Source organism: Halorubrum sp. Atlit-28R, from assembly GCF_003665955.1.
In the GTDB taxonomy this organism is placed as follows: domain Archaea; phylum Halobacteriota; class Halobacteria; order Halobacteriales; family Haloferacaceae; genus Halorubrum; species Halorubrum tropicale.
Genome location: NZ_QPLS01000001.1, coordinates 661,273 through 678,886, shown reverse-complemented (window position 1 = coordinate 678,886; position 17,614 = coordinate 661,273). Strand labels below are relative to the sequence as shown.

Sequence of the window (17,614 nt, the reverse complement as noted above, 5' to 3'; positions counted from 1 at the left end):
CGTTGAGTCGGCTTGTTTCCATCAACATTGTCAAGCGCCTCTTGGAGTTCTTCGACGGAGATCTCGTTGAGGTGATCCATTACAGGCAACATATCTCTCTGAGTAAAAAGTTCTACCGACTACTATAATATCTCGGGTTCGTCTACCAATAGTTTCATCATCTGTCCACACTCGCACTAAATGCGACCAGTTCGCACGATTCAGTTATGACAGATGAAGATACGAGATTCACGCGACGTTCAGCCCTCCAGCTTCTCGCTGGATTTACTGCCGGATCCGCGGTTTGGAGTGGTCAAGCTGCCGCAGAGAGTGGCCGCACACTAACGACTGACAGCAACGGTAACGAGAAATGGATTCTTCGATTCCGAGACGTATTTAAATCTTCTGACGACCCCGACTTGTCGGTCACAGATGTAAAACAACTTGCTGGTGATCTCAAACAAGATGCCCTTGATACACTCTCCGAAGACACCGATTACGAGGTAAAGAATGACTTCTGGCTGGCAAACGCTGCTCTTGTTACGGCGACCAAAGATCCAGCGTCTGCCAGAGCGGAACTCACAGATCTTTCAGGAGTTGAGTCAGTCCACCGGGACTTCATGATTCCGGGGCCTGATCCACTCTCTGAGGCTGATGTGCTGCCTCACGATCACGGGGTGTATCAATATGGCATTCCCGCGATGAATATTCCGGACACATGGGACGCGTTTGGCACGCGTGGAGATGGTGTTAGCGTCGCTGTCCTCGACACGGGAATTGATCCTGACCATCCTGATCTAACGTTGATACAGGGCGGGTGGACCGAGTTTGATGAAGAGGGCAATGAGCTTGACAGCGAACCGTATGACCCAGATGGTCATGGTACCCATGTTAGTGGGACCGTTGCTGGTGGACGGGCAGGTGGACTTGAAGGGGAACCGCATCTTGGTGTCGCACCCGAGGCGGATCTGTATAACGTGAAAGTGCTTGACGATGGCGGCACGTTCACACAGATTCTTGCTGGTGTTGAATGGGCTGTCGAACAAGGGATCGATGTCATCAATATGAGCCTCGGTGCGACTGGAATGTTCGGCGAAATGATCGAACCAATCCAGAATGCTTTCCAAGAGGGTACTGTAGTTGTTTCCTCGGCAGGAAACTCCGGCGCAGAATCGAGTGGATCGCCAGGAAATATCTTTGAATCGTTCGCTGTTGGTGCTAGCAATCCAGATGGGGATATCACGAACTTCTCGAGTGGAGAACTAATCCACACTAGTGAAGACTGGAACGCGAATTGGCTTACTGAAGATTGGCCGCTAAATTACTATGTCCCTGACGTCGCAGCACCAGGGGCAAATATCTTGAGTACATACCCTGGTGGGGAATACAATCGACTGAGCGGAACCAGTATGGCATCTCCCCATGTCGCTGGGGCTGTCGCACTCGCAATAAGTGCAAATCCCGACCTCCGTGGTCAGGTTGGAGAACTCCAAGACATATTTGAGCGGACAGCCGTCCATGGTGCTGGACCGGATGCTTTACCGGGGATCCGGTACGGTGAAGGTATCATTGACACCCTTTCAGGAATCACCTCTGCGACCGATAGCAACACCATCGAAGGAACCGTTTTTGACGGCGCTGGCGGCCCACTCAGTGATATTACCGTCGAGTCAAGCTTCGGAACCAGCGCAGAAACGGCTGACGATGGAAGTTACTCTCTTCTTGTGACAGATGGAGAATGGGATCTCTCTGTGGATGCGTTTGGGTATCAACCACAGACGGAGACGATTCAAGTGAGCGGTGGCGAATCGATCGCACAAGACCTTTCGCTTGCTGATGGGCTTGATGTCGCAATCACATCCGGTCAACCTGACGTAACTGGGGTTGAAGAAAGCTTCAATGTCGATCTCTCTGTTGCTAACCTCGAGTCTATCCTCATCTCATTAAGCGATGAGACGACACTTTCGCCAGAGAACGTTTCTCTACTACTGGACGATGCAGAAGTTCCCCTCGGCGAATCGTACAGTCTTCCAGAGCCTGTCTCCGGAGACATTTCGCTTACCGTTGAAATTGCCTCAGAAGCATCTCCCGGGACGGTCGCGTTAACGCACCAATTTGACGGCCCAGGAGAGATTCAAAATGCGGCCACTGGTCCAACTGATGTCCTTGAAGATCCAACTGATGCGACTATCCAGATTGTTGAGTGGGAACAGACAGCGGAAGTTACAATGGGAGAAACACTGACTCCCTATATTACAGTTGAAAATACAGGCGATCGGACAACTACAGTACCCCTCCAATGGTGGCTCTTCGATCCAGAAGGTGCCAACGTATTCACAGCAGATGTTGTCACGCTTCAAAGTGGAGATCAGGTAACTGCTGAATTCCCGATTGAAATCCCGGCCGGATTTGTCCCGCCTGGACAGACGGGCTCTCACGGATGGATCGTCGGTGATGAAATTGTTTCTGTTAGTGCCGAATTCTTCGGCCCAGCGTTCTCGATTGGGGAGTTCACCGGACCTGAGCAAGTTGATTATGCTGAAACCCTCTCGTTGACCGTTCCATACCAAAATGTTGGAAACGCAGAGGGCAGTGATACCGTTGAACTGACTTTTGACGGTGTCTTTGTTGGCTCTGAGACGATTTCTGCTGCGCCAGGTGACTCGGGAACGGCCACGGTGACATTCGACACTTCACGGGTTGTTCGCGACCGGTATGAGTATGTTGTAGCTACGTCTCAAACTGAGGTCTCTGGCTCTGTGTGGGTTGGTCCAATACAGGCCCCACCAGCAATCACCGAAAACCGGCCCCAAGACCTGACTGGGGATGGCTTGTTTGAAGATATTAATGGCGATGGCGTGGCCGATATCTTTGACGTCCAAACATTGTATAGTAACCTTGAGACAGATGTTGTTCAGAACAACGCTGAATATTATAATTTCTCGGGGGACGATCCGACTGAGGTAACAGTATTCGACGTACAGGCCCTTTACCAACGCATTCAGCAGCTCGACTGATTCTTCTTTGATATTTCCTTTGGTCTGACAGCCTTTCACGAGTGAACTACCCCACCCTACTCGCTCACGGCTAACGCCGTTCGCTCCTTGAGAGTAGGGCTTCCTGTTTCCACGACGCGTTTTACAGACACCGAATCGGTGTCCGTAGGGAGCGCAGTCTCCACAGGCATTGATTCGGAGTGTCCCACTCCTACGTCTTCGAGGCCGCGAGAAAGAATGTTCCACGCCGCGTTCGCGTCCCTGTCCGCCTCAAACCCGCAAGCGGGACAGGAGTGTTCACGGACCTACAACGACTTCTTCGTCAAAACACCACAAAACGTCGTTGTACACGCGCGAATCCACGACGACGAAGTACGTCCTCTCTCGCTCGCACTTGTATTCGAGCAACGAGAGGAACGTCCGCTATGCTGCCGACGCGGTGTTGCGGCTGTTCGACGGAGACGCTATCATCCCCTTTAGATTCAGGTCTTCGACCGCCACGAGGTCGTACTCCTGAGCGTAGTAGTTCGAGAGTTTATAGAGACGGCAAGGCGAATACACCCGCCTTCAGGCGGGTGATGAAGCTGACATAGTGGGAAGCAATCCACTAGCCGAACGTCTGTACCGAGTTTCACATACGGTGATTTAACTGACAGACCGCTCTATGTGAAGGCAGGAATCGGTCGGAACGGAGCGGATTCCGAACCGTCCTTCGGAGGCGGCCTGTCCGCCCGCGTAACGAGGCAGTATCCGAAAGAGCAGTCGGTGAACGCCACATCCTCGAAGGGTGTGTCTCTGCCGACTGCTCAAAGCACGCGACACGATACCCCCAACTCCGCTGATGCCTGCCGGCGTCCCCGTGGCAAAAACAACACTGGGACGCCATACACGGTGAAGGATAGGGGTAACGGCCACTTGGCATGGCCAGCAGTCCACCAGTCCGACACTGTGGGACTACCCGTGCCCGAAAGGTCTGGGAGTCAACTGATTGGACTACAAACCTGAAACTCCCACCGCTCGGGATTCCTCCGCGTTTACGCGGAGGAGGATGTCAATCGGGGTGAGTTTCGGACTGTTGGTGATGAACAGGTGTACGTGGTCGGGCTGGATTGCCAGTCGGGGAATGCCGAGGGCGAGTTCGCTAGCTTTCTCCTCGATGAGTTGTTCGAGGTGGTTGGCAGCCTCGTCTGTTAGTACCGGTTTGCGATGCTTCGGACACCACACGAAGTGGGTACTGGAGGCTGTGTACCGCCGATCGCCCATCGAAGATGGTTTGAGTCGTGTGTGATAGTTTATATTTATCCCACGACTAAAATCGTGGGCTTTCTCCTCGATCTCGTGTGAAAGGACGATCTTGAATTCGTTATCTATCCAATCTCTGCTTCTGCCGTTATCGCGGCGCATGGTACCGAACAGCATAGCATAACCCACAAAGCATATACCACACCCAACGTTCACTCTAAATGCCTCTACCCGTATGGCAGTAGCGAGTAACACATCGCGTTGAAAGCTCCTGTCACACAGAAATCGACAACAATGACAGATAACACAACATATCGTGAAAAGGGACGCGCGTTGTTCCTTGCCGCGCTCATGGTCCTCTCCGTGGTTGCGATCGCTGGGGCAGCCCCGGCGGCCGCACAGAGCCAGGGAGAGATCAACCTCACTCTCCAGCCCGCGGATAGTGAGGTTGCTGAAGGCGACCAGACCACCTTTGATGTGGTCGTAGAAGCTCCTGATGACGGAGTTTCCGCCTTCCAGTCCACGATCACACTGAGCAATAGCGAAGCAGCATCGATCACAGACTTCTCGTACAATCAGGATCCCCAGTTCCCGGACTCCTCGATTGCTTCCGATAACAACTCGATTCAGCTCACTGCCGCAATGGGTTCGAACACCTACGCGGCTGCTGATGAGGTTGTTCTGGGGACGTTTACCGTTCAGGGCGACTCCGCTGGGAACTCCACTGACCTGACGTTCAGTGACACCCGTGTGGACGGTAACAACAACGGGACCTACACGATCGCCAGCGAGTCTGGCGCCACGCTGACCGTTGCTGACACCAGCGACGGCGGTGACGGTGGCGACGGCGGCGACGGCGGCGACGGTAGTGATGGCTCCGACGACAGCGGGCCCGACGCCGACGTTTTCTTCGACAACGCTGACCTTCAGGACCAGCTCGTTTGGCAGGGTCAGGAGGTTGCCGTGACCGGTCTTAACGCCAACGCAGACATCGCGCTGCGTGAGGATCTCGGTGAAGACGGTACCCGCCTGGTCGAGCAGCTGTCGACCAACGATGACGGTACTGTCACGTTCGACACCGCTGACCTCGACTCTGGTGACTACTTCCTCGAGGGTGCTGGCGCTGACGTGCCGGTAGACAGCCCCTTCGAGGTTGCGGTCCAGAGCCTCAGCACTGAATTCGACGATGATTCCGTCGCAACTGACGAATCGGCCGAGTTCGAATTCGACTCCAACCGTGGCACCTACTCGGTCAACGTGAGTGCTGACGGAGACCTCGACGAAGAGGAGCTCACGCAGCTGTTCGAGGGCGATTTCACTGTTGACGCCGGCGAGGAAGACGACGATGACACCATCGAGCTCGTCGATGTCACTGACGGCACGTTCGACGCGAACTTCTCGAACGTCGATGACCTCTCGACCGGCGAGTACGAGTTCACGTTCGACGTGACTGACACGGAAGCCGAGGACACGGCCAACATCAACGTGACCGAAGCTGGCGAAGGCGAACTCGAACTCGCTGACGGGACCGTCACTGTCGCGCAGGGCGACATTGCTGACATCACCGTCGAGTTCAGTGAGACCGACACTGGTACAGTCGTGATCGGCGACGCCGAGGACGACAACTACCAGGCGAACATCTCCGTCGAGGACGGCAACGATGACGACGAAGTCACCGTTGAGTTCAACACGTTCGTCGCTGGTAACGGCGAGGGGACGATCGTCGAAGCCACCGCGGCTGACGACGACGACATAGCGACCATCGAGAACCAGGACGACGATATCCAGACGCTCGACAACCTGCTGGACACGGGTGACTACGATATCTCCGTGAGCCCGACCGCTCTCACCGACGACGGTAGCGCTACCGAGGCGCTCGACGATGAGAGCGACATCGGCACGCTCGTCATTGAGGAGCGCTCCACCGAGGAGCTCGTCCTCTGGCGCACCACGACCGACGTGGCTGACGATGTCATCGACGCTCGCGACGATGATGATGAGGACGCTGTCGAGGCCATCACGAACGGCATCGACAACGGCGTCGTGACCCAGACCGACGAGGTCGCGCTGGGTGACACCAATGACGTTATTGTCCACCAGCTCTCCGCGACCGGTCTCGAAGGTGCCCTCGAAGCCAACGGTGGCGTCGAGGACTCCGACGCGCTCGCAACGCTGCTGGCCGACGACGGCGCAGCCATTGATGGCGACGACTCGCTCAGCCTGACGTTCGAGCAGGCGAACCCCGGCTCGAACGCGGAGGCCCGCGAGGTCGTCATCGGTGACGGCAGCGGTGACACTGCTGATGCTGGAAACGTCATCGACATCGTCTACGACGAGGCGAACAACGACTACTTCCTCTTCGTCAACGCTGGCGACCTCGGTGGCGAGGACCAGTACGACGAAGAGTACGACGTCGACTTCACCGTCCAGAACACCCAGCTTATTGACGCCGAGGCCGACGACGACGAGGATGACATTGAAAACGCCTACCAGTCGGTGGGCGCGTCCTTCGACTTCGTCGAGGCTGACGGCGACTTCGACGGCGACCCGGTTCAGGTCGCTGCTGGTGACAACGCGACGGTCACGGGCACGATGAACGTCGCGCCCGGCACGGAGTTCTCGGTCCGCGTCCGCAGTGACGATGACGCTTCCACGAACTTCGTCAAGAACGCTGAGGACATCGTCGTCCAGGAGGACGGCACGTTCTCGGCGCAGTTCGACTTCAGCGAGCAGGAAGTGAACGACACGTTCACGACGACCACGCGCAACTCCCCGCTCGCGGAAGAGCTGGAGGTTGACGGCGAAGTTGTCGATCAGGTTCAGGAGCCCGCGACCTTCGAGGTCTCGGAACTGAACCCGCAGGACGTGACCGCGACGGTCGGCGACGCGCTGACCATCACGGCCACGGTCGAGAACACCGGCGAGCAGCAGGACACCCAGACTGTCGAGTTCCGCGTTGGCGGTAACGCGGTCGCCAGTGAGGATGTCACGCTCGCGGGTGGCGAGTCTACCACCGTCGAGTTTGCGGACGTCGACACGTCCAGTCTCGACGCTGGTGAGTACGAGCACGGTGTCTTCACCGGCGACGACAGCCAGACCGCCACGCTCACGCTCGAAGCCGCGGACGACGGGTCCGATGGCTCCGACGGTAGCGACGGTAGTGACGGCTCCGACGGTAGCGACGGTAGTGACGGCTCCGACGGTAGCGACGGTAGTGACGGCTCTGACGGCTCCGACGGTAGTGACGGCTCCGACGGCACCTCCGACAGCGAGACGCCTGGCTTCGGTGCCATCGTCGCGCTCGTCGCGCTCATCGCCGCTGCGCTGCTAGCGACCCGCCGCAACGACTAACGTCGCTGCCACGGTCGCGGCTCGCAGTCGCTAAACCATCGGCCCTCGCGGGCCGACCCACACGCGGTTTTTCTTTATCGCGCTCGCTTCGGCCAGCGGCGGCGCTGGCGATTGTTCGGCTGCCAGTCGTCATTCGGTACCACAAAAAAACTCCTTCCCGCGTCGCGGCTGTCGACTGCGACAAGAACCGCGATATCTACGACGCCCTCGAAACTGAGTGATTGTCAAGACGAGGCTGGCGGTCTCAATTGGGAACCCCTAAATCGACGACAGCGCGACTGGCTTCGGTACGTCACTTTCGTCACGCTCATACTGCGTTGCTTGCGACCCGCCGCAACGATTGACATCATCCTCGCGTTAAAACGCGAGGATTCCCACGGCACCGTGCCGCTGAGTTGGGATATTGTGGTTTACGACGTGACCTGTTCCCGAGGCGCAAATGCTCCGGTCTCCTTATCATACAGGAACGTCGATGGCTGTGCCAACCAGCCGTTACTCCTATTCACCGACAGATTCGGTGAACTCGGAGATACTTTTTGTCGGATATTTTCGGCCCCGTTCACGTCCGCGTTCGCCGTCGTCCCGCACTCGTCGCACACGTACAATCCGCGCTGCCTTGTTTTGCCGCCGAGTGACGGCTATCTCAGACGCTCTCACGGAAGGATTCCGTCAAGCTAACCGGAAATTGGACGCCGTCTGGCGATATGGCATCGCTCAGACGGCTTGCCTAGATGTGTCGAGACCTTGCCAAACAGCACGTTGATGAGCCGAACGTACCCGCCGCGCCGGACGGCGCGGACGGGTACGCCGAGTGGACGCAAATCGCATTGATTCTGTTCCGCGTCGAGCTCGAAAAGAGTCTCCGTGAGACTGAAGATTACCTCAACGAGATGCCTGGCGTCCTCGCCGTGTTTGATCTTGACGACGCACCGCACTACAGTTCGTTTTGTCGGTGGGAAAACGAGTACCGGATGCGTGAACTCCGCCGCCTGCTCCGCCGAAGCGCGGAGCAGGCGGGCTGGAGTGGTGAAGCTGCAATTGACGCAAGCGGCTTTCAACGCGATCAAACCAGCTACCACTACCGCGACCGCAGACTTCTCGTTCCAGTCGATGAAAACGACGATCTTGATCGACGTGAATTCGCTAGTGATCAAGGACGTTCATTTCACGACGCAGAAAGCATGGGACGGCCACATTGGGATGCAGGTCTTCCGCCGGAACGCGGAAGACCTGCGTGTGTTGTCTGCTGACGCGAACTACTCGTGGAGCAACCTCCGTGAGGAGTGTCGCTCCGAATCAACGCGACCGTTGATCAAGCACAGAGAACAGACACCGCTACAGAAGGCTCATAACGCCCGGATGAACGAGGATTACAACCAGCGGTGGATGAGTGAAACGGGCTTCTCGTATTTGAAGGAAGACGACGGCGAGAAGCTCCGCTCCCGGAGCTGGCACGGCCAGTTCCGGGAGCTGACACGGAAGTGCATCGTACATAACCTGACGCAGGCGGCGAGTTAGGCCTCGCCGCCTGCCCCCTTTCTCCGGACGTATCCGAGAGAGGCATCCCGTCGTCAGTGACACAACGAAACAAGATACCATAGTTTTGATCCTTCGACAACCGCCGTCAGTAACAGCTACTGCATCTTCTGATCGTAAGAACGCGCCTCTGACAGCTTGAGACTACGTACAATCGACCCTACCCCGTCGCCGTCTTGCGTTCAACAAGGCAATCCGCGCTCAACACGGTTCGCATCACGCTCACGACCACAACACGAGCACGACTTCGACGTGTTGCGCTCAGACACCTCCTCAACCGTGATTCCTTACATCTCTGCCTTATAAGTGAGCAGCTCCGTGAAGCGGTCGAACGCCCATGAATGTAAGTTGAGATTCCCGAGTGTACCCCAGTCTTTCGACTCATCGGTCTCGTCGTTCTCACGGATGCCGGAGAGATCGCCGACCACAATCTTCCCGACTCTCTCCTCAATACACCGCTGGACGATGTGCTTCGAGAGAGTGTGGAAGTACTGCGTGCGCCGAGCTGACCTCTTCTGGTTCAGTCGCGTCGCCTGTTCTGAGTTTGAGTCGTCACACCGAGCAAGTCGCTTGCTGAAGTAGTAGTCGTCCTGCTTCAGACAGTTTAAGGGATACAGCTCGCTGTGGCCGTCTTCGTAGGCGAGCGCGGCAAAGTTGTTAATGCCGAGATCGATGCCGACAGTCTGCTCGCCGGGCGACTCGATTATATCAATCTCCACCTTACAGATAAAGCGAAGTTCCCACTCATCGCCTGTCCAAACCGTCTTCACCTGCTGGACGTTCTCCACAGTAGAGAGGTCAACGTCAGGCCGAGTTTGGAACTTACAGAGGATAAAATCCGACCAATACTCTTTGAGGTTAGAGGGCCGTGTTGAATCGCTGTAAGGCGGAGAGATTCACTGTTTGACGAAGCGTTTGATGTTATAGACGACACACATCAGCGCGATTTCGCGGAACTCACGGAACCATGACCGAGCTCGCACGGCGAAGCCGAGCGAGCGCTTCACAGCCGAGTTCACAGTTTCGGTCATAGAGCGCTGATTATAGCGATTATCGGCGATTCTGGCGTTGTGTGCGTGGTCGTACGGAGCGAAGATACGGTGCTTGATCAGCGGTCTGATCCCGAGATCGCGTAATCCTTCGCGGAGCGATTGCTTGTCGTAGCCTTTATCGGCCGCGAGAGACCGCAGATCGCCCGCATTTCGGCGGGCGATCTGCTCAGCAAGATCGGCGTCACTTCCCTCCCGGTTCGTTGAGCAGTGAACGTCAAGGACGGCTTGAGACGCTGTATCGACGAGTTTCGTTACTTTGAGCTTCTGAACGCGGTAGCTGATTCGCTGGCAGTAGTGGCGGCTCGCTGGTGAGCGGTCGTAGAACGTGGCGTCGATCGCGGCGTGTTCAGAGAGTTCGTGCAGCTGCGCCGACTGGCGCAGCAGCACTCGACAGACGCTCATGCTGATCCGGTCGAATGCCTTACACAACGTGGATGGTGCGGGGAGATCGGCCGCGTCAAGGCCGATCTCCCCGATTATTTGTGGCATCTCTTTGAGCAAGTCGATCGTCATACGGTACGACGTATCGAGGTAAATCCGGAGACAATGGAGGGAAACGAGTGCGTAGTCGGCGAATCCGCCGCCCCGGACGGTGGCGGCGGATTCGCCTCCATCGCCAGTAACTCTTTGAGCAACCGGCACAACCTCCCCGATGAAGCGGGAGATTTGGGTCATAGGCAACCGAATCTTCCCGCTTCAACTCCTTTGATTTAGCGGCCTACCTCTCTGCCGTATGGCGATTCAACACAGCCTGTCAATCACAAAACTCGTGATGGAGAGAAACTGGTCTCTCAGTCTCCTTAGAACGAGAGTGACCCGACTTTGAGACCAGGTGGCTTATCACCTTATGCCTCAACTCACGTCTAGCCTGCTCACCCATTAGCCCACTCCCGCGGTTGGGTTCACGGGTATTCTACGGTTTGACATCCTCTCTGCCCTGAAGGGCGAAAATTCCCACCCCCGCACCGCTGGTTTGGGGTGTTTACTCGGCTGATGTCCACTCGGGGCTTAATCAATTCATAGGATATCTGATCTGTCTGATTCCTCTCACAGCTGAAGCTGTGGGGCTTCCTCCTTGTTCTGTGAGGGTTGCCCCAATCGACGTTCGTTCTAGACGTGGAGCCGTCAAGTGAACATCTTAATTAACACATGTGTTGATGTATACTCACAAATAATGTTTGAGCGGGCGAGAGAGTGGCTTCGCGACGTCTACGTTGGCGAGATCAAGCAGTCACTTGAATTGACACCGGACCACGTCGCTGTCATCCAAGACGGAAATCGACGATATGCCCGTGAAAGAGGGCTTGATCCCTCGGATGGGCACGCTCACGGAGCAGAGACAACCGAAGACATGCTCCATTGGTGTTCTGAATTTGATATTACTGAGGTCACCTTATATACCTTCTCGACGGAAAACTTCGCACGGCCGGATGAGGAACTTCTCGACCTTTTTGATCTGATTGAGGATCGACTGTACTCGTTTGCAGATGCGGATCTTGTTCACGATAACGAAGTATCAATACATGGGTTGGGTGAAATTCAACGACTCCCAGACCGCGTGGCTGAGGCAGTTACGTACGCTGAACAACGTACCCAACAGTATGAGACACTCAACCTAAATATCGCATTAGCGTACGGCGGCCGAAATGAGCTTCTGCGGACGGCCCGGCAACTCACACGAGAAGTTGCGGACGGTGAGTTAGAGCCAGACGCAATCACGGCAGAAACGATCGGAAAGCGCTTATACCGGAGGCCAGTCCAAGACGTCGATTTAGTAATCCGGACTGGTGGAGATGAACGCACCTCCAATTTTCTTCCCTGGCATGCGAGTGGGAATGAGGCTGCGGTCTACTTTTGTACACCATACTGGCCAGAGTTCAATAAAGTGGAATTTGCGCGGGCCATCCGCACGTATGAAGCACGCGAACAGTCCTGGCAAGAGACCCAACTTCACCGTGCTCTCTCGCTTGTTCGTGCGGCTACACACATGGAATACCAGCCGCGAGTACAACTAATCCACCGGCTTCGTAGCCAACTTCCACAAGAGACTGCCACCCAACTCGCGAACATGGTTAGTATTGATACCGAAACAACAGCCGAAGACGCGGACACACAGCAGTGTCAATCTCTCTCAAACGATTAACTCCAGAGGGTACAAACTCTTCACTTGAAAAGGTGGAGCGACTACGACTCTTTCTTTTCGTATTAATCACAGCCGGGATGCCACTCAGAAGGTAAGCTCCTCTAACCGCGACCTCGGAGGTCCAACAGATCAAAACTCACAGACGGGTGCTGGTGTTCACAATCTCTCTGTCAGTAACATACATGTGGCATTATCGGTCACGCCGGTACCTGGATCAAAGTCTCCGTGATTTGTATTTACGGGCACTGATCCGGCGAAGTTAAGATAGGGTCGAAGGATAAGGCGGTCAACAGATCGAGTGGTTCACGCTCTCGTTTGACCGCCTCAGCGGCGATAACGGTCGTATCGAGTTAGATTTTCTAGAGCGAGAAGCGACACCCGAGTCGGCGATGAAGCTCGGGAGCCGACTCCATTTGGCTGAATTATCACTTTCAGATACAGTTTTATTTTTGAGGGTTTGGGTGTCAATCGCCATCGAACTACCGTTCATCGGTGGGTTCAGAAAGCCGATCTACAGCCGACAGACGATGCGAATCCGACCCACGTTGTAGTCGATGACACAGTGATTCAGCTCAACCCTGAACAATATTGGCTGTACGCTGCTGTCGATCCCGACACAACCGCCTGCTCCACGTTTGGCTGTATCCGACGAGAACGAACGCTATTACGTCGACGTTTCTCTCGAAACTGCGTGAGAAACATCAGGTTGACGATGTGGTCCTTCTCGTCGATGGTGCGCCGTGGTTACATGCGGCCTGTCATCGTCACAGGCTCCGATTCCACCATGTCACACGTGGGTATCGGAATGCCGTCGAACGTGTCTCCCGAGAAGTAAAATGACGAACAAACTAATTCTCAAATACGTTTAGTCACGTCGAACCGAAGACCGCCGAAAATTGGCTCCAAGCGTTCGCCTTCGCATAGGATCAACTTATCCAAACACTACCCTGATCCCCGCTCTGATGTACATACTAACCGATCACGATTAATGAACCGTTCTATAACTCTTCCAAGACTTGTCGCATTTGCTGTCTTTGTAGTTTTATTTTTGGTGATAATGGAACATTTTTTAAACAATGCGGGTTCATGGTGAGATATCGAGTAGCTTGAGCGGATCATTTCTTGTTTTCATTGCCTTCACAGAACACCTGGAACTGCTCAGTTGTTCTGACAGTCCCCCTTCCATCGCCGATCTCCCCAGCCAAGTTGAGTGAAAATGTAGCTTGTCCGGTGTCTCTACACTCTGTTTTGATTTCTACTGGTGGATCTCCAATATCAAAACCTATTTGTACGGTTGAGTTGGTCTCGAGACTTTTCCCGGCAACTGTTATTTTGTCAAGTGGGCCGCTGGTGCTGTCAAGCGTGACTGTGAGTTCAAGTGGGGTAGGAAACTGATTGGTGATCCGGGCCACTGTCTCGCCATCAGATACGCTCTCCTTCTGTTGTGTAATTCCCAGATACGCGTTCTCGTCTTTAACGACATTCACCTCCACGCCGCGCTCGGCCTCGATGCTACTGAACGCGCCGGTGCCGACGCTCATCGCGCCGGCGCTCGCTCCGCCGAGTAGCAGGATGAGGTTCCGTCGTTTCATTTGCGTTGAGTTCGCACAGTCCGTTCACTCGAACTAACGCGTCCGGACTGTAAGGTTATGCGTCCCCGGAACGTCGGAAAGCACTGCTTGAACGCTGCCGCCTTACCTCAGTTCCGGTGGTTCCCCGGGTTCGCCGACCCTCATCTCTGCGGTGTAGTACTTGTGGACGACCGCGGAGAACGCGAACGCCACGACGATGGCGACCGCCCACGCCATGTCGGGGAGGAGGACGAACGGCCACGCGTCGAGCCACACCGCACCGGTGAGCGCGGCGGCGACCCCCGAGAGTCCGAGGTAGTAGTCGCTCCACGGGATCTCTTTCCCCTCCACGACGTCCATGTACAAGTCGACGTTCTGGAGCGCGGGCGTCGGCTCCACGATCCCCCGGTCCTTGTTGAACTCGACGACGCCCGCGTCGTCCATCTTCGGCAGGTGCGACTGCTGGAGCGCGGTGTACACGCGCTTGCGCTCGTTTCCGGTGATCTCGACCGTGTCGATCCCGTTTTCCCACGCCGCGATCTGTTCTGCCATGTCGCCGATCTCCAGTTTGTCCGCCTCCTCCCGCTTCAGCAGATGAACTGCGAACCGTCGGCGCTGGTTCGCCAGCACGTCGAACAGTTCGTCTTCGGACACCTCCGTTGTCGGTTCCGCTCCCTGCCCGTCTAACTGCTGTACCGACGCCATTCCTGTCTGATATATATGAACAGATCAACATAAAACCCATGGGTATGATAACCTGCTAAACTTTTTTCTCGTTCATTCGGCGGTCAACACGAACGCGTAAATTTGCTTTTTGCGGCCTAAGAACCCGAGAAACGCCGTGATCAAATTCTATCCGCGAGCGGTTCGCCCGATATTATCAGGTTCCAGTAACTACCCCTCTCGTCACAGGGGCGGCGATCACCACTTCAGGCCGGGCTTGACCGCGGTCTCAGGACCGGCCTGAACCGATCGAACCGGGGTTCAGGCGGGGTCGGAAACAACCGGCCGGGAGTTCAGTCCCGCCCGGAAGTGTTTCTGGAACTTCATTACGATATGGGATAGGCCCCATGGGTGTCGTAGAGCGACCCCGGGTGACGCGGGATGTCCCGCGTCGACGGCTCGCGGGTCGTGTGCGGACACAACGAGGCTACACAACTATGGCAAACCGACGCAAGTTCCTCGCCGGACTGGGCGCATTGGCTTCTGGTAGCGCGGCTGCGGTTGGTACGGGCGCGTTCACGAGTGTGAGCGCAGACAGGAGCGTATCTGTCGATGTGGCCGACGACTCGGACGCGCTTCTGGCTATCGAACCACAGGCAACCCCGAACGGGAACGAGTACGCCTCGGTGAGTACTGACGGGACAATTGAACTTGACTTCAGCGGGACTGACATTGGTGGTGGCGGGCTAAACCGGAACGCGGAGACGACCATCCGCGACATTCTACAGGTCCGTAACCAAGGCACGCAGGACGTGATTGTCGGCGTGACGGGCCTGCCTGAGTTCATGAGTATTTATACCGACGACGGTAGCGTCGCCGCCAATGGCAACAGTACGTCGCTAAACCAGGACTCGTACAACCCCTCTTCGGGGAACCTCGCGCTCGTCCGCGTCGGCGAGACGATGGAAGATGTCGGCGTGATCTTCCGCCTGAAAGGTGAGGACGCTACGCCTCTTGAAGACTTCAGCGGCACGCTGACGTTCAACGCTGTCGCTGTGAGAGACTTGGAGAATCCCGGTGAGGTCAGAAACCAGTACGGAATCGACGAAATCGCGAGCGACCCCGAACCCGGGACCGGGACCAGCGGACCGGACTCGCTGGTCACCGCGGAGGTCAACGACGGCGCGACTACCACGATCACGATCAACGTCAACGACGACATCGTCAGCGGTGACTTCCCGGCGAACGACACTTCATTCGTCGTTGAAGCCAACCTCGACATCAGCTCCGACGGCTTCGGCGAGAGTCCGAACGACGATATGCGGTTCAGCTACGCAGGGGAGGACAGCCGGGCGGCTTCCAGTGCCGGTGGGAAGCTCCGCCGGAACGTCGGCACCAACGGAAATAATGACCGGACAGACACCATCGAGGAGAATCTCGACGGTTTCAGCGCATCTACGGTCTCGAATCCCAACGGCGACGGGTACGAACTCGTGATCGATTGGGCGGCGGTCGCAGCCGACGACAACTCGGATCTCAGCGGTGTGCCCTCCGAGTTCCGGGTCAACGAGGTCTTCATTAGCGACGGTGGCGGCGGCGTTGCGCAGACCTCTGCGAATCCTGTGGCACTCGGTATCGGCGAGACCTACTCGACCAGCTAAGTAGCGACGAGTCTGCGGTCTCCACCCACGACGGCACGCGACCCCTCGCGGTCGCGGCGCGGGCCCTTCCCGCGTGACGGCGGTTCGACTCCGCCGGTGGGTCTTCGGAGCGACAATCAAATATGAACCGACGACGACTGCTCGCGGTGTTCGGCGCGGCCGCCGGTGCCTCCGGTATACTCGGCACCGGCGCGTTCACGAGCGTCGAGGCCGACCGAAGCGTCAACGTCGAAGTCGCTGATGACGCCGACGCGTTCTTAGCGATGGAGCCCTCCCCTGGCCCGAACGGCGAGTACGCCGCGACCGACGGCGGAACGATTGTGCTGGACTTTACCGACACCAACGCCGGTGGTAGCGGCCTCGGCACGGACTCGGTTTACCAGTTCGACGACGTGTTCCGGATCACCAATCAGGGTACCCAACCCGTCTACGTCTGGGCGACGTTCTCGGGCGCGAGCGGGAGCTTCACGCCCGGCGGATCGGACACCGACATCCACCTGTATCCGAACGGTGACGCCGACGACCGACTCCGGGACAGCGACGACGACGTGCTGTATCTCGGCGTCGGCCAGTCGGCACAGATCGGCGTCTACGTCGACATGACAGGTGTCACGACCGACCAGAACCTAACGATGACAATCAACGCCGACGCCGAAAACCCGGCGGCCGGCGCGGTCGTCGGCGGCGGCGGAAGCCCACTCGGGCCGGTCGACGGGCTGGTGGGCTACTGGCCACTCGACAGCATCGGTGACGGGACCGCCGAGGACGTCGTTGGCGATAACAACGGGACGGTGCAAGGAGCGGTCTCATCGGCTTCTGGACAGATCAGCCGGGCAGCCTTGTTCGACGGAAGTAATGATTTCGTGGAGACGCCATCCGTTCAGATTGACGGGTCCTTGACCGTCGCAGCGTGGGTGAAGCAGGAGGCCAGGTCTGGCTATGATGCCGTTTCGACTCAGGGTGATGGACTTGGAAGCACCCCCAAGAGTCGAAACTGGTGGCTCGGGGCGAACGGAGACGGCGGGGTCCACTGGTCGATCTTCGACCAGAACGGAACGAATCGCAATGTCGATACTTCGCCGGGCACCCTACCGACGGGGAAGTTCGTCCACATCGCGGGAGTCTACGACAAGGCTTCGGCCGACCTGCGTGTGTTCGTTGATGGAACGAGAGAGAAACAACGGTCGTTTAGCTCACCTTTCACGCCGAAGACGAGCGATGACCCGGGTGCTATTGGCGCCGAAAGCGTAGGTACTGATAGACGCATTCGGCTCTTTCAAGGGGTTATTGACGACGTGCGGATCTACGACCGCGCGCTCTCGGCGAGCGACGTGACCGCGCTCTACAATCAGACAGGTGGAGGTGGGGGCTCGTGAGACGGCGACGGGTCCTCGCCGCGCTCGGAACGGCTGCGGCTGGC

At 56.8% G+C, this 17,614-nt stretch carries 9 protein-coding genes and 5 pseudogenes; 7 read left to right on the top strand and 7 right to left on the bottom strand.

All coding sequences use genetic code 11. The features are described 5' to 3' along the window. Nucleotides 1-206 precede the first annotated feature (206 nt). A complete protein-coding gene (locus DVK06_RS19655; RefSeq protein ID WP_147438044.1) occupies nucleotides 207-2,996 on the top strand; it encodes a S8 family serine peptidase in 2,790 nt (929 codons plus the stop codon). A gap of 56 nt (nucleotides 2,997-3,052) precedes the next feature. Here the strand turns inward: DVK06_RS19655 and DVK06_RS03530 are convergent. Both DVK06_RS03530 and tnpA read right to left on the bottom strand, forming a co-directional pair. After that, nucleotides 3,053-3,518 (bottom strand): annotated as a pseudogene (locus DVK06_RS03530) (RNA-guided endonuclease InsQ/TnpB family protein); the annotation flags it as partial. A 450-nt stretch (nucleotides 3,519-3,968) separates the two neighbouring features. Then, the gene (tnpA, locus tag DVK06_RS19975; protein WP_199718555.1) at nucleotides 3,969-4,379 is read right to left on the bottom strand and encodes an IS200/IS605 family transposase; all 411 of its coding nucleotides are present in this window, start codon (nucleotides 4,377-4,379) and stop codon (nucleotides 3,969-3,971) included. Between the two features lie 132 nt (nucleotides 4,380-4,511). Between tnpA and DVK06_RS03520 the strand changes: the two genes are divergently transcribed. Then, nucleotides 4,512-7,568, top strand: a complete 3,057-nt coding sequence (locus tag DVK06_RS03520) for a BGTF surface domain-containing protein (protein ID WP_121599295.1) — start codon at nucleotides 4,512-4,514, stop codon at nucleotides 7,566-7,568. A 410-nt stretch (nucleotides 7,569-7,978) separates the two neighbouring features. Here DVK06_RS03520 and DVK06_RS03515 read toward each other — a convergent pair. Beyond that, nucleotides 7,979-8,182, bottom strand: a pseudogene (locus DVK06_RS03515) (zinc ribbon domain-containing protein); the annotation flags it as partial. A gap of 117 nt (nucleotides 8,183-8,299) precedes the next feature. Here DVK06_RS03515 and DVK06_RS03510 point away from each other — a divergent pair. Then, nucleotides 8,300-9,086: pseudogene (locus DVK06_RS03510) on the top strand (IS5 family transposase). Nucleotides 9,087-9,295: 209 nt separating this feature from the next. Here the strand turns inward: DVK06_RS03510 and DVK06_RS18175 are convergent. Continuing rightward, a pseudogene (locus tag DVK06_RS18175) lies at nucleotides 9,296-9,976 on the bottom strand (RNA-guided endonuclease InsQ/TnpB family protein); the annotation flags it as partial. 24 nt (nucleotides 9,977-10,000) lie between these two features. Beyond that, nucleotides 10,001-10,831, bottom strand: a complete 831-nt coding sequence (locus DVK06_RS03500) for an IS5 family transposase (protein WP_121599294.1) — start codon at nucleotides 10,829-10,831, stop codon at nucleotides 10,001-10,003. A gap of 499 nt (nucleotides 10,832-11,330) precedes the next feature. Here DVK06_RS03500 and uppS point away from each other — a divergent pair, with 499 nt between their 5' ends. Further along, nucleotides 11,331-12,299, top strand: a complete 969-nt coding sequence (uppS, locus tag DVK06_RS03495; protein WP_121599293.1) for a polyprenyl diphosphate synthase — start codon at nucleotides 11,331-11,333, stop codon at nucleotides 12,297-12,299. A gap of 293 nt (nucleotides 12,300-12,592) precedes the next feature. Next, nucleotides 12,593-13,223: pseudogene (locus DVK06_RS03490) on the top strand (IS6 family transposase). A gap of 191 nt (nucleotides 13,224-13,414) precedes the next feature. Here the strand turns inward: DVK06_RS03490 and DVK06_RS19195 are convergent. Beyond that, the gene (locus DVK06_RS19195; RefSeq protein WP_233561601.1) at nucleotides 13,415-13,840 is read right to left on the bottom strand and encodes a hypothetical protein; all 426 of its coding nucleotides are present in this window, start codon (nucleotides 13,838-13,840) and stop codon (nucleotides 13,415-13,417) included. A gap of 153 nt (nucleotides 13,841-13,993) precedes the next feature. After that, nucleotides 13,994-14,575: a hypothetical protein gene (locus tag DVK06_RS03480; protein ID WP_121599292.1), complete on the bottom strand. Its 582-nt coding sequence runs from the start codon at nucleotides 14,573-14,575 to the stop codon at nucleotides 13,994-13,996. Between the two features lie 455 nt (nucleotides 14,576-15,030). On the opposite strand from DVK06_RS03480, the gene DVK06_RS03475 reads away from it, so the two are divergent. After that, complete coding sequence (locus DVK06_RS03475) at nucleotides 15,031-16,194, top strand: hypothetical protein (protein ID WP_121599291.1); 1,164 nt, start codon at nucleotides 15,031-15,033, stop codon at nucleotides 16,192-16,194. A gap of 122 nt (nucleotides 16,195-16,316) precedes the next feature. After that, a complete protein-coding gene (locus DVK06_RS03470; protein WP_121599290.1) occupies nucleotides 16,317-17,570 on the top strand; it encodes a LamG-like jellyroll fold domain-containing protein in 1,254 nt (417 codons plus the stop codon). Nucleotides 17,571-17,614 lie beyond the last annotated feature (44 nt).